We start from the raw sequence: 13522 nt of genomic DNA, 5'->3' as shown, positions 1-13522 counted from the left end.
CGGCTTTAGTTTTTTTTACGTTGCTAATTTTCTTTTTTGAACCACAACTCGCAAAAAAAGCCAATGAAAATAAAATTATAACTAAACGCAACTTCATATAACTTGTATTAACTCTTTATTTGTTTTCTCTAATTTGTTATTAAATCCGTCAATTCCCTGTAAACCACCAGTATGAATAGCCAATACTTTACTGTTTTCGGGGAAATTATCTTTTTCTATTAAATCTAAAATACCGAATAACATTTTACCTGTATAAACAGGATCTAACAAAATATTTGTTTCTTTTTTAAAGCTATTTATAAAACTAATTAAATTGTCATTATATTTTGCATAACCTCCAAAATGATACTCTTTATTTAATGACCAATTGGTATTTCTACTCGTATATTGTTTAATATCTTGAGATAAAAACCCACCTTTTAACGCAGGAAAACCAATAACTTTTTGACGTTTTTTTACTGAATTCACTAAACCGGCAATGGTACCACCAGTTCCTACAGCTGTACAAATATAATCAAAATAAGAATCATCTTTTGTTAAAATTTCTTTACAACCATCTACGGCTAAACCATTGGTACCTCCTTCGGGAATTACATAAAAGTCGCCCCATTTGTTTTTCATTTTTTCAATAAAACCAAAAGATGATTTTTGTCTGTAAATTTCTCTAGAAACAAAATTAAACTTCATTCCATTTTCATGAGCTTCTCTTAAAGTGGCATTTTCTTTTAAAGTTTCTTTAAGGTTTTTACCTAACTCATCTCCTCTAATAACCCCAAAAGTTTTAAAACCAGCTAATTTTCCTGCAACTGCAGTTGCTACAATATGATTAGAATACGCACCTCCAAATGTTAGTAACGATTTTTTTTTAAGCTTTTTAGCTTCCTTTAAATTGTATTTTAGTTTTCTAAATTTATTTCCAGAAACAAAAGGGTGAATTTTATCTTCTCTTTTTATAAATAATTCTACTTTTTTTTCTTCCAAAATTGGCAGAAAAATTTGTTGATTTTCAGAAATTAATTCTTCGTCTAAAAAAAGGTCATTAATAGTATTCAATAGTATCAGTTTTGCTGCAAAAATAGTATATAATTATCTCAAAAACTTCAAAAAACAAGTTTAAAAATAGAAAAATTAACTTGAATAATCTTTAGTAATAATTGCTATAAATTGGATTTTTTAAAACCAACTTATAAATAGTTAAAAGTATAATATACAAATAATTAAACAAACTAATTGATTCTTTTTTGAAAAAAAAAATTGACAATATTTGTACCATGTTTAAAATTAAAGAAAATAAATATTAAATATGGAGCATTATTCAACTACAATTTTACAATAGGAAGAAAAATTATTAAGCGATAATTTTAGGTATAGCTATACTGAGAAAAAATTTTAGTATCATTTCCTTCTATCAAAAATGTATATTTTTTTTAAAATTCTGAAGAAGCTCTTAGAAATGCAGAAAAAATTATAAAAACCTATTAAATTAACAAATAATTTAAGCTGACAGAGTTTTATTTATTTTAAAAACGTACAAACTTCGTCGTAAAATTGCTTTGGATTTTCTGCATGCAACCAATGCCCAGCGTTTTTTATCTCTACAATTTTGTTATCAGAAAAATGAGCATCGATAATTAGTTTTTCTGAAGAAACAATATAATCGGATTTTTCTCCTTTTAAAAACAATGTTTCTTTTTCAAATTTAGAGTTTTTGGGCAAAGGTTTACCTATTTCAAAATTATTTTCGGTTAAAGATTTTAAATTAAATCGATAATCTAAAACCCCTTTTTCTTTCCAATAAACATTTTTTAATAAAAACTGACGAACTCCAAACTCAGGAATATAGGTTGCAATTTGTTTATCAACCAAACTTCTTGAGTTTTGAATTGTAAAATCAACAGAATTTAAACCCGCTAAAATTGCATTATGATGAGGTTGATATGCTTTTGGAGAAATATCAACAATAATTAATTTATCAACCAAATTAGGATAATTTACAGCAAACAACATAGCTGTTTTACCACCCATGGAATGACCAATTAAATAAACTTTATCCAATTGATGGTGTTGAATATAATTGTGCAAATCATCAACTAAAGCTTCATAATTAAACTCATTTGTATGAAAACTACGTCCATGATTTCTTTGATCTATTAAATGAACTTGGTAATTTTCTGCAAATTGATTTCCTAGCGTTTTCCAATTATCACTAGCTCCAAAATAGCCATGTAAAATAAGTAATGGCTGCCCTTGACCTAAAATTTTTGAATGTAGAATTTTCATCTTATTGTAATTTGTGTAAATACATATTTACAACATTTTCTAAACCTAAATACAAGCTTTCAGAAATTAAAGCATGACCAATTGAGACTTCAGCTAAATTGGGAATATTTTCTTTAAAAAATTTAATATTATCTAAACTTAAATCATGCCCTGCATTAATACCTAAACCTAACTTATGAGCCAAAATAGCAGCTTCCGTATAAGATTTTACAGCATTTTTATTTCCTTTTTCAAATTCGGATGCAAAATGTTCTGTGTACAATTCAATTCTGTCTGTACCAGTTTTTGCAGCAGCTTCAATTAGTTTTAAATCTGTATCAATAAAAATAGAAGTTCTAATATTATTTTGTTGAAACTCTTTAATTACATCTTGTAAAAAAGATTGATGCTCAATAGTATTCCAACCAGCATTAGATGTAATTGCATCTAAAGCATCAGGCACTAAAGTAACTTGTGTTGGCTTCGTTTCTAACACTAAATCTATAAAAGATATAATTGGGTTTCCTTCAATATTAAACTCAGTTCTAACCGTATTTTTTAAATCTCTTGCATCTTGATAACGAATATGACGCTCATCTGGCCTTGGGTGAATTGTAATTCCTTCTGCACCAAAATCTTCAATATCATTAGCAACTTTTAATAAATTTGGCACATTACCCCCTCTAGAGTTTCTTAAAGTTGCAATTTTATTAATATTTACGCTTAACTTTGTCATTGTATAAAATTAGACCGCAAAGGTAATTGATTAAATCATTTTATCCTATATTCGTAACGAATGAACATAAACGATTACATACTAAAAGAGATTAAAGCTTTACGTTTAAAAAACAATGTAAAGAGTGCTCAAAAATTATTTAAAAATTACCCAATAACACATTTTCCGGTTATAGAAAATGACAAATTATTAGGGTCTTTTGCAGAAGAAGATATTCAAACAATTGAAAATAATGAAAGTGAATTAGTTAATTATTCACATTTAATGAATTCATTTTTTGCTGATGAAAAAGCAACTGTTTTAGAGCTTTTAAAAATTTTTGCAGATAATGACACCAATATAATACCTGTTTTAAATAAAGATAAAAATTACATAGGTTATTACGATTTACGCGATGTTTTAGATGTTTTTTCCACAAGTCCTTTTATGATTGAAGAAAGTGAAACTTTAATTGTAGAAAAACTAAAAGAAGATTATTCTATGGGTGAAGTTTCTCAAATTGCGGAAGCAACTGGTAGTAAATTACTTGGCTTATATATTTCTAAAAAAAGTGTTGATTTTGTACAAGTTACCTTAAAAATTGCAACCAAAGAAATAAATGAAATCATTCAAACATTTAGACGCTATGATTATAAAATAATATCGACTCATGAAAATGATATTTATTTAGAAGATTTAAAAAATAGATCTGAATATTTGCAAAAATACTTAGAAATGTAATCATCTTAGATGATTAAGAAAAAAGAATTTCGCACACAACATTTTAATAAAAAATGAATAATACATGAAGAAAGTTGCAATTTACGGCCAATCTTATTCTATTTCAGCAGAAAAAGAAATCCAAATTTTATTAAATGTTCTTCAAGAAAATAAAATTGATTCATTTATTGAAAAAAAATTTTATGATTTATTAGTTGATGAAAATATTCTAGATAAAAGTTATGCAACATTTTCAGATTTTTCAGATTTAGATACTACTTTTGATACCATGTTTACCTTAGGAGGAGATGGCACAATTTTAAGAGCAGTAACTTATATTAGAAATTTAGGAATTCCTATTTTAGGCATTAATACTGGAAGGTTAGGCTTTTTAGCAACTATTAACAAAAATAATATAAAAGAAAGTGTGCAGCTTATTTTAAGGGGCGATTATTCTATTCAAGAAAGAACTCTTTTAACTGTAAAAACCAAGCCAGAAACTAAAGAATTCAAAGAACTTAATTTTGCATTAAATGAAGTAACAATCGCTAGAAAAAATACAACATCTATGATAGGTGTTAAAACAAGCTTAGACAACGAATACTTAACAAATTATTGGGCAGACGGCTTAATTATTGCAACGCCAACAGGCTCTACAGGCTACTCTTTAAGTTGTAATGGCCCTGTAATTTCTCCAGATTCAAAAAACTTTGTAATCACTCCAATTGCACCCCATAATTTAAGTGCAAGATCAATGGTAATTTCTGACAAAACTGAAATAAAATTAAGTATCGATTCTAGAGAAAAAGATTTTTTAATCTCTTTAGATTCCAGAATTACAACCGTTCCAAAAAACACTGAAGTCTTTATAAAAAAAGCAACTTTTACTGTTAAAAGTATCATCCCAAAAAATCAATCTTTTTTACAAACTCTTAGAACTAAATTATTATGGGGAGAAGATACTAGAAATGAAACCAATCTTTAAACTGGTTTCAACAATAAATTATAAAAAAAACAGTTATCCAAAAAAGACAAACATTAACTTTAAAAAGCAAATTGATTTCCCTATATTTGCACGCTATTTTTTAATATGAAAAAAAGTATTTTAGTTATCATTTTTTTGAGCTTAACTTCCCTTTTATCAGGGCAAGTATATGAAATTGGACTAACTATAGGTGGCACAAATTATGTTGGAGATATTGGTAGTACAAACTATATAAAACCAAATAAATTTGCCGGAGGTGTATTTTTTAAATACAACTACCATCCAAGATTTGCATTAAAAGCAACTTATAGCTATTTACCAATAACAGCAACAGATTTAGATGCAGATACAGATTTTAGAAGAGATAGAGGTTTAACGTTTTCAAATACTATAAACGAATTGGCATTAGGTTTAGAATATAATTTTTATGAATATGATTTATCTACACCAGGTAAAACATGGACACCTTATATTTTATTAGAAATAGCTGCGTTTAGCTCTTCGTATATTTCATCTGAAACAGCACCTGGTGAATATGTTTACAACAGTAAAGTTGCTTTTAACGTACCTTTTGGTGTTGGTTTTAAATCACAATTATTTAGTAATCTTGCCTTCTCATTAGAAGCTAAGTTTAGATACACTTTTGAAGATGATTTAGATTATACAACATCTACAATATCTGACTTGAATTTTGAAGGCACTGGAAATGATTGGTATATGTTTACAGGTTTTTCATTAATTTATACTTTTGGAAGACCTGCATGTTACACAAAAGGATTTTAATATATGGATAAAAAACTACTCATTGATTTACAAAGAGTTCCTAAACACGTTGCCATTATTATGGATGGTAATGGAAGATGGGCTAAAAGTAAAGGAATGGAAAGGATTTTTGGTCATAAAAACGCATTAACAGCCGTAAGAGAATCTATTGAAACAGCTGCAGAATTGGGCATCGCTGCAATAACCTTATATGCTTTTTCTACAGAAAACTGGAATAGACCAAAAATTGAAGTAGACGCTTTAATGAGTTTACTTGTTAGTTCATTAAAAAAAGAACTACCTACTTTTCAAGAAAATGGTGTAAAAGTAAATGCCATTGGTAATATAGAATCTTTACCTAAAAAAGCAAAAAATACTTTAAATGATGTTATTTTTGACACACAAAATAACAAAACAATTACATTAACACTAGCTTTAAGCTATGGTGCAAGAGAAGAAATTGTTAATGCAATCAAAAACATATCTAAAAAAGTTGTTAATAATGACATCGATTTAGAAAAAATAGATGAAAATACTATAAATAACCATTTATATACATTTAATTTGCCCGACGTTGATTTATTAATAAGAACTAGTGGAGAACAACGCATTAGTAACTTTTTATTATGGCAACTAGCATATGCTGAATTATATTTTACAGATATACTTTGGCCAGATTTTAGACAAGAACATTTCTATGATGCAATCATAGATTATCAGAATAGAGAAAGACGATTTGGAAAAACAAGCGAACAAATTACAAAGTAAATTATCATTAAAATTTACTTTTGCAGCATTAGTGTTATTTACAGTATTTTTTAGTTTAAATGCAAAGGCACAAACTAAAAAAGATACTATTATCAGTCAAAATCTTTCTTTTGAAAAAGGAAAGGAATATATTTTATCGGGTATTTCTGTTACTGGATTAAAAAAATTTAGCGAAGAAACTGTTAGAGTTTTTACTGGCTTAAGAATTGGACAAACTTTAAAATTACCTGGAGACAAACTTACCAGTGCAATAAAAAAGTTATACGAAAGTAAACAATTTAGCAATGTAGATGTTTATTTGGCTAAAGTTGATGGAAATGCTATTTACCTTCAATTTGACGTACAAGAATTGCCACAATTAAACCTAGTTAAAATTAATGGTATTAAAAAATCTAAAGCTAAAGAATTAATTAAAGAAGCCGAACTAAAACCTGGTGAAATGGTTACTGACAATCTTGTTGTAACCACTAAAAATTACTTCACAAAAAAATATACAGATAAAGGATACTTAAAAACAAAAGTAAACTTAAACACTAGAGTTGACACTTCTGATATCAACACTGTAAATATGGACATATTTATAGATCGAGGTTCAAAAATTAAAATTAAAGAAATTATTTTTAATGGCAATAAAGCTTTATCAGACAAAAAACTGAGAAAAGCAATGTCTAATACAAAAAGAAAGTTTTTTGGTCGTTTTTGGAAAGCTTCAAAATATATTGAAGAAGATTTTCAAGAAGATTTAGAGAGCATATTGGATAAATATAGTAGAATTGGTTATAGAGATGCACGTATTTTAAGTGATAAAATTACTTGGAATGATGACAACACGATCAATTTAAATATCGATTTAGAAGAAGGTAGGCAATATAGGTTTGCTGATATTTTATTTGTAGGAAACAAAGAATATTCTGATGATCAATTAAGATCTATGCTAAAAATTGAAAAAGGTGATGTTTATAATGGCGCTGTTTTAAAAGAAAGAGTTAAAGGTGATGGAACACCAACTTCTGATGATATTTCTACAATGTACCAAGACACTGGGTTTTTATTTTCTCAAATTAATGCTGTTGAAACAAAAGTTAATAACGACTCTATTACCGTAGAAATTAGAATTAGAGAAGATGAAAAAGCTAGAATTAGAAAAGTAACAGTTTCTGGAAACGATAAAACAAATGACCATGTAATTTTTAGAGAATTAAGAGTTAAACCAGGAGATTTATTTAGTAGAAGTAATATTATTAGATCTATTAGAGAAATAGGTCAATTAGGGTTCTTTGATCAAAATGTTACTCCAGATGTAATTCCAGATTATCAAAATAAAACTGCAGATATAGATTTCTCAGTTGTTGAAAAAGGTGGTAGCCAAATAGAATTACAAGGTGGTTATGGAGGTGGATCTTTTATAGGTACCTTAGGATTATCTTTTAACAATTTTTCAATTAGAAATTTATTTAATAAAGAAGCTTACAAGCCTTTGCCTATGGGTGATGGTCAAAGTTTAGCTTTGCGTTTACAGTCTAGTAGAACATTTAATACGTATAGCTTTTCTTTTACAGAGCCATGGTTAGGAGGTAAAAAACCAAAATCTTTATCTTTTTCAATTTATTCATCAAATCAATATCAATTCGATTTTCAAACTGGTCAGGTGGATAAAGATCAAAGTTTAGGAATTATTGGAGCCAGTTTAGGGCTAGGCCAACGTTTAAAATGGCCAGATGATTTCTTTCAATTATCACAAGCAATCAGCTATCAAAGTTTTAATTTAAATAATTACGGGTTTGCAGTAGGTACTAGTGTTTTAAGTAATGGTACTCTTAATAACCTTTCATATAGTGCAACATTAAGTAGAAATTCTTCAGGACCAAGCCCTATATTTCCAACATATGGTTCAGAATTTTCTTTAGGGGTAAAAGCGACTTTTCCGTATTCTTTAGTTAACAATAAAGATTATAGTATAGATAGTGGACTAACAACAGCAGAAGAAAGTGCTAAAATAGCTGAAAATTATAAATGGTTAGAATATTATAAAATTACAGCTAAAGGAAAATGGTATACTTCATTTACAGATAAACTGGTATTGATGACCAATGCTGAAATGGGTTTCTTAGGATATTATAACTCAGAAGTAGGTTTATCTCCATTTGAAAGATATTTTGTTGGTGGTGACGGAATTGCCGCATTTCAATTAGACGGTAGAGAGGTAGTTGGTTTAAGAGGATATGAAAACAGTCAATTATCACCTGCTGAAGGAGGATCAATTTATAATAAATTTCAACTAGAATTAAGATATTCTATTACAAATGCACCATCTGCATCTATTTATACGGTTGGTTTTTTAGAAGCTGGTAATTCTTATGACAATTTTAGTACATTTAACCCGTTTGAATTAAAACGTTCAGCTGGTGTTGGAATCAGAATATTTATGCCTGCTTTTGGTATGCTAGGTATTGATTTTGCTCATGGTTTTGACCCTTTACCTGGTAATGTTGATAAATCTGGCTGGCAAACACATTTTATTATCGGAAGACAGTTCTAAGAAAACAGTACATTTGTAATGTCAAAGTTTTTTTGGCACGGTTTTTTCTAAATACATTATACAAATGAAAAAAATATTTTTACCAATCGTTCTTTTACTTAGTGTAACAACTTTTTGGTCGCAAAAAGGTCAAGTAATAGCTTATATAGATATGGAATACATATTAGAAAATGTTCCAGAATATATCCAAGCACAAAACACTTTAGATTCTAAAGTAGCCAAATGGAGAAAAAATCTTGATAAGCAAACTCGTCATATTGAAGTTTTAAAAACTGATTTAGCAAACGAAAAGGCTATCTTAACAAAAGACTTAATTATAGAAAAAGAAGAAGAAATAGCTATAAAACAAGAAGAATTAAGAAGATTAGAATCTTTATATTTTGGTCCAAATGGTGATATGTTTTTGGTAAGAAAGCAATTAGTTAAACCAATACAAGACCAAGTTTATAATGCAATACAAAGTATTGCTGCTAGAAAAAAATACGATTTTGTTTTTGAAAAATCAAGCGATTTAGTAATGCTATATTCAAATAAAAAATACGATATTAGCGAACTTATTTTATCTACCATAGACAGAACAAGATTAATAGATGAAAAAAACAAAAAAAGAGAAGAAAAAAAGAATTCGCCAAAAAAACAATTAACTGACCAACAAAAGAAAGTAATTGAAGATAAAGAAAATGCTATTGCAAATAAAATAGCTGAAAAGGAAGCACAATTAGAAACTGCTAAAGAGCTTAAAGAAAAAGCTAAAGCAAAAAAAATAGCAGAGAAGGAAGCAAAAAAGAAAGCAATTGCTGATAAAAGAGCTGAACTGTTAAAAAAGCGAGAAGAGAAAAGAAAATTATTACGTGAAAAAAAAGAAGCTTTAAAAAAGAAAAAAGAAGAAGAACAAGAAGAAATCAAAAACGAAAATAATAATTAAATTAAAACAAGAATGAAAAATTTTAAAACGTTACTATTAATTGCTGTATTTACTTTAGGTATAGGTGGTGTTGCAAATGCACAAAAGACAGGTCATATCGACTTTGAAAAATTAGTAGCTGAAATGCCACAAACAAAAAAGCTAAAATTAGATATTGAGAAGTTAGGAAAAACATACCAAGATGAAATTGAAGGTATGGGAAAAAAGTTAGAAGCTAAGATTCAAAAATATACTACAGAATCTCAAACTCAAGCAAAAGAAATAAATGACACTAGAGCTAAAGAAGTACAACAAGAAAGAGCTAGATATGAAGGTTTAAGACAAACTGCTTATGAAGAAATGCAAAAAAAGCAAAACAATGGTTTAAAACCAATCATAGAAAAAGCAAGAAAAGCAATTGAAGATGTTGCTGCTGCTAAAGGAATTGTTTATGTATTAGACTCTACTGTTGGGAAAGGTTTATTAGTTAGTAAAGGAGAAGATCTTTATGGTGCTGTTAAAGCAAAGTTAGGATTCTAAAAAAATCTTTTTATAAAATAAAAAAAACCTACTTTTATAAGTAGGTTTTTTTATTTTTACAAAAGTATGAAGTCTAATAATTTTTCTATTGGTATTTTTGATTCGGGAGTTGGTGGCACTTCTATTTGGAAAGAAATAACTACACTTTTACCAAATGAAAATACCATTTACCTTTCTGATAGTAAAAACGCTCCTTATGGTGAAAAAACTAAAGAGAAAATAACTGAACTTTCAATAAAAAATATAGATTTTCTTTTATCAAAAAATTGCAAATTAATTATAGTTGCCTGTAATACTGCAACCACAAATTCTATTAAAAAATTAAGAGAAAAATATAGTGTTCCAATTATTGGTATTGAACCTGCCATAAAACCTGCTGCACTAAAAACTAGTACAAATACAATTGGCATTTTAGCAACAAAAGGCACACTTAATAGCGAGTTATTTGAAAAAACATCCAACACTATTAATAAAGAAATAACTATAAAAGAAACAGTTGGTAAAGGTTTGGTTGAATTAATTGAATCAGGAAAAAAAGACTCTCCAAAAATGAAAGAATTATTAGAGCTTTATATTAAACCAATGCTAATAGAAAATGTTGATTGTTTAGTTTTAGGGTGCACACATTACCCATATTTAATACCGCAAATTAGAGAAATTGTTGGCAAAAATATTCAAATTATCGATTCTGGTGAAGCAGTAGCAAGACAAACACAAAATATTTTAGAGAAACACTTTCTTTTAAATTTGAATAGTAGTAATGGTGTACATGAATTTTACATCAACAAAAGTAAAGAAACTTTAGAGCGCCTTATTAAGGATGATAATAAATCTATAAAAGTTTTAGAGAAAAATTTTTAAAAACTTCCAAAAGTTGCATTAATATTAGGACAAGCTGCTGCTCTTTGTTTTCTAGTCCAAAGATTTAATCCTAAAGAAACTTGATGAAAACCTCCACTTGTTAGAACTATATCATTAGCTTGCTTAGTATAAGCATAAGAAAACATAAAATTCTTATAATTAACTCCTAAAATAGGAGAAATGAATTCAGCGTTTTGAATAGCATTTATATCAAAACTTCTTCTATAAGATAATGCTGCCCATAATTGGGTATTAGAAATATCTTTGTAAGCTTTTATATTAAAATCTGCAATTCTTTCTCCAGTAGCTTCTTTAAGTTGTAACATTAATGAAGGTTCAAATTGAACAAAAAGATCTTTGCCGAAGTAATATCCTGCAGAAAAGATATAATTTCTTAAATCTAAAGGCTCTTGTATGTTTAAATTGTTTTTTGCAGTTAAAAGTAAATTTTTAACTGTAAAATAAGAAGAAAATCCTCTTAAATGATATGCAATACTAAAATCTGCATTATAATAACTTGTGCTTTCTATTATGGTTGATACAGCACTATCTCCTGTAAAAGTTCTTTGATCTGATTGGTTTTGAACAAATGTAAAAGATAATCCAAAAGAAAGTTGATTAAAATAACTTCCATTACTCATAGGTAAATGATATGCATAAGTACCTTGAATTCCTTTTTGAGAGTGAAAACCATTTTTATCATTAAATAAAACTAAACCATAACCAGCATTAGAATCTTCTCCTATTCTTGTATGAAAACTTAATGTTTGCAATTCAGGAGCATCAACTACCCCAACCCATTGTTGCCTTGCTGTTAACCTTAATTTACTAGAATTTCCAATACCTGCTGCTGAAGCATGTACTAAATAAATATTATCAGAAAGATAATCTGTATAGATAGGCAATGTTTCTTGCGCATTACTTTTTAAAGAAAAAAGAAAGAAAAGTAAAAAGATTAGTTTGAGAAATAATACTTTCATGAAAAATTATATTATTTAAGTATTCAAATATATTCTTTTTAAAAGAATAAATACTTTTATTCTTAAAATTTATCACAGTTAAATAACATAAAAAAAATTGTTTTATTGTTTTTAACCTTAAAAATAATAACGAGTTGTTGATTTAATTTTTAATTCTAAATTTATTATATTAGCTAAGTATTTGCTATGAAAACAATTACTCTACTTACTAATAAACATAAAGGTAATAATGTTGTTATGATTAATTTTCTCTTTGATGAGGAAATAAAAAGTTATATAAAATTATTATCTGATGTAAAATGGAGTAGAACTTTAAGGTCTTTCTACATTAATGATTCAACAAATAACAGAAGCTTATTATTAAAACATCTTAGCCTTAAAAAATGGTTTATAGACTATGGCAACTTTAAAAAAGAAGTAAGACCTATTATAAAAAATAGCTATAAGCTAATATTACCGCCCTTAACAGATGAGTTAAATTCTGATTTATTAAAATTCAAAAGATGGCTACAACAAAAAAGACTAAGTAAAAATACTGTAAATACCTATACAGAGGTTACAGCTTTTTTTTTACGTTATGCTTTGCTTAAGAAAACTGAAAACTATTCTATAAAATTAATAGAACAATTTAATTACGATTTTATTTTTAGGGCAAATAAATCTGTTTCTTATCAAAACCAATGTATTAATGGCATTAAAAAATTTTTACTTTTTAATGGTGTTGAAATAGAGCAAATAAATATAGAAAGACCAAAAAAAGAAAAACAATTACCATCTATACTTAGTGTTGATGAAGTTAAAGCTATTTTTAATAATCTTACCAATCTTAAACATAAGACTTTGCTAAGCCTCTTATATTCTGGAGGACTAAGAATTGGAGAAGCATTAAATTTGAAAATTGAAAATATAGATAGTAAAAGAATGCTTATTCATATAAAACAAGCAAAAGGTAAAAAAGATAGGTATACATTGTTATCTCATTCTTTTTTAAAACTTATTAGAGAATATTATTTAGCATATAAACCTACAGTTTTTCTTTTTGAAGGTTTAAATGGAAAACAATATAGTAATTCAAGTGCACAAGCTGTGTTAAAAAAAGCATTAAGAAATACTAAAATAACAAAAAGAGTTACATTACATACATTAAGACATTCATTTGCAACACATTTATTAGAAAACGGAACTGACATTAGGTATATTCAAGAATTGTTAGGCCATAGCAGCCCAAAAACAACAATGATTTATACTCATGTTTCACAAACAAGTCTTAAAAATATTAAAAACCCTTTTGATGAACTTTAGAAAAATACTATATTGTAGAGTGAAATTTTTATTAAAAATAGTAACACAAAACATCAGCATATACTGCCATAATAATTTTATATACTGATAAAAGATAAGCATATAAATAAGTTGTGTACCATATAAAAACAGACTGCAAAGAATGAACTTTTGGAAGAAATTATTTAGTAGTAAAAAAGGTAAGCCT

13 protein-coding genes are annotated in these 13522 nt (G+C 27.4%); 9 read left to right on the top strand and 4 right to left on the bottom strand.

Features of this window, described 5'->3' with window-relative positions:
- Window positions 1-93: 93 nt before the first annotated feature.
- The 3 genes from Q0733_RS11955 to Q0733_RS11945 form a co-directional block, all read right to left on the bottom strand.
- Window positions 94-1053, bottom strand: coding sequence for a 1-aminocyclopropane-1-carboxylate deaminase/D-cysteine desulfhydrase (locus tag Q0733_RS11955; protein ID WP_298782481.1), 960 nt, complete (start codon window positions 1051-1053; stop codon window positions 94-96).
- A gap of 462 nt (window positions 1054-1515) precedes the next feature.
- Window positions 1516-2280 (bottom strand): alpha/beta fold hydrolase, encoded by a 765-nt coding sequence (locus Q0733_RS11950; protein WP_298782480.1) that lies wholly within the window; start codon window positions 2278-2280, stop codon window positions 1516-1518.
- Between the two features lies 1 nt (window position 2281).
- Window positions 2282-2995 carry a pyridoxine 5'-phosphate synthase gene (locus Q0733_RS11945; protein ID WP_298782479.1) on the bottom strand — a complete coding sequence of 238 codons (714 nt, stop codon included), beginning with the start codon at window positions 2993-2995 and terminating at the stop codon, window positions 2282-2284.
- A gap of 60 nt (window positions 2996-3055) precedes the next feature.
- On the opposite strand from Q0733_RS11945, the gene Q0733_RS11940 reads away from it, so the two are divergent.
- From Q0733_RS11940 to murI, 8 genes are all read left to right on the top strand, one after another.
- Window positions 3056-3715, top strand: coding sequence for a CBS domain-containing protein (locus Q0733_RS11940; protein ID WP_298782478.1), 660 nt, complete (start codon window positions 3056-3058; stop codon window positions 3713-3715).
- Between the two features lie 64 nt (window positions 3716-3779).
- Window positions 3780-4679 carry an NAD kinase gene (locus Q0733_RS11935; protein WP_298782477.1) on the top strand — a complete coding sequence of 300 codons (900 nt, stop codon included), beginning with the start codon at window positions 3780-3782 and terminating at the stop codon, window positions 4677-4679.
- A gap of 105 nt (window positions 4680-4784) precedes the next feature.
- Complete coding sequence (locus Q0733_RS11930) at window positions 4785-5462, top strand: DUF6089 family protein (protein WP_298782476.1); 678 nt, start codon at window positions 4785-4787, stop codon at window positions 5460-5462.
- Between the two features lie 3 nt (window positions 5463-5465).
- Window positions 5466-6209, top strand: a complete 744-nt coding sequence (locus Q0733_RS11925; protein WP_298782475.1) for an isoprenyl transferase — start codon at window positions 5466-5468, stop codon at window positions 6207-6209.
- A complete protein-coding gene (bamA, locus tag Q0733_RS11920; protein WP_298782474.1) occupies window positions 6178-8748 on the top strand; it encodes an outer membrane protein assembly factor BamA in 2571 nt (856 codons plus the stop codon). The genes Q0733_RS11925 and bamA overlap by 32 nt, the downstream gene beginning before the upstream one ends.
- A gap of 64 nt (window positions 8749-8812) precedes the next feature.
- A complete protein-coding gene (locus tag Q0733_RS11915) occupies window positions 8813-9673 on the top strand; it encodes an OmpH family outer membrane protein (RefSeq protein WP_298782473.1) in 861 nt (286 codons plus the stop codon).
- A 12-nt stretch (window positions 9674-9685) separates the two neighbouring features.
- Window positions 9686-10192 carry an OmpH family outer membrane protein gene (locus Q0733_RS11910; RefSeq protein ID WP_298782472.1) on the top strand — a complete coding sequence of 169 codons (507 nt, stop codon included), beginning with the start codon at window positions 9686-9688 and terminating at the stop codon, window positions 10190-10192.
- 66 nt (window positions 10193-10258) lie between these two features.
- Window positions 10259-11053, top strand: a complete 795-nt coding sequence (gene murI / locus Q0733_RS11905; protein ID WP_298782471.1) for a glutamate racemase — start codon at window positions 10259-10261, stop codon at window positions 11051-11053.
- Here murI and Q0733_RS11900 read toward each other — a convergent pair.
- A complete protein-coding gene (locus Q0733_RS11900; protein ID WP_298782470.1) occupies window positions 11050-12033 on the bottom strand; it encodes a type IX secretion system membrane protein PorP/SprF in 984 nt (327 codons plus the stop codon). The two genes, murI and Q0733_RS11900, sit on opposite strands and share 4 nt — an antisense overlap.
- 186 nt (window positions 12034-12219) lie before the next feature.
- Between Q0733_RS11900 and Q0733_RS11895 the strand changes: the two genes are divergently transcribed.
- Window positions 12220-13335: a tyrosine-type recombinase/integrase gene (locus Q0733_RS11895; RefSeq protein WP_298782469.1), complete on the top strand. Its 1116-nt coding sequence runs from the start codon at window positions 12220-12222 to the stop codon at window positions 13333-13335.
- Window positions 13336-13522: the final 187 nt, after the last annotated feature.

This window comes from uncultured Polaribacter sp. (genome assembly GCF_947500975.1).
Taxonomy (GTDB): Bacteria; Bacteroidota; Bacteroidia; order Flavobacteriales; family Flavobacteriaceae; genus Polaribacter.
This window is presented reverse-complemented; position numbering and strand designations above follow the sequence as displayed.

Bases quoted from the DNA above. Each gene is read 5' to 3' on its own strand.
- Q0733_RS11950 (WP_298782480.1), bottom strand. From the start codon at position 2,280: ATGAAAATTCTACATTCAAAAATTTTAGGTCAAGGGCAGCCATTACTT.
- Q0733_RS11945 (WP_298782479.1), bottom strand. From the start codon at position 2,995: ATGACAAAGTTAAGCGTAAATATTAATAAAATTGCAACTTTAAGAAAC.
- Q0733_RS11940 (WP_298782478.1), top strand. From the start codon at position 3,056: ATGAACATAAACGATTACATACTAAAAGAGATTAAAGCTTTACGTTTA.
- Q0733_RS11935 (WP_298782477.1), top strand. From the start codon at position 3,780: ATGAAGAAAGTTGCAATTTACGGCCAATCTTATTCTATTTCAGCAGAA.
- Q0733_RS11930 (WP_298782476.1), top strand. From the start codon at position 4,785: ATGAAAAAAAGTATTTTAGTTATCATTTTTTTGAGCTTAACTTCCCTT.
- Q0733_RS11925 (WP_298782475.1), top strand. From the start codon at position 5,466: ATGGATAAAAAACTACTCATTGATTTACAAAGAGTTCCTAAACACGTT.
- Q0733_RS11915 (WP_298782473.1), top strand. From the start codon at position 8,813: ATGAAAAAAATATTTTTACCAATCGTTCTTTTACTTAGTGTAACAACT.
- Q0733_RS11910 (WP_298782472.1), top strand. From the start codon at position 9,686: ATGAAAAATTTTAAAACGTTACTATTAATTGCTGTATTTACTTTAGGT.
- murI (WP_298782471.1), top strand. From the start codon at position 10,259: ATGAAGTCTAATAATTTTTCTATTGGTATTTTTGATTCGGGAGTTGGT.
- Q0733_RS11900 (WP_298782470.1), bottom strand. From the start codon at position 12,033: ATGAAAGTATTATTTCTCAAACTAATCTTTTTACTTTTCTTTCTTTTT.
- Q0733_RS11895 (WP_298782469.1), top strand. From the start codon at position 12,220: ATGAAAACAATTACTCTACTTACTAATAAACATAAAGGTAATAATGTT.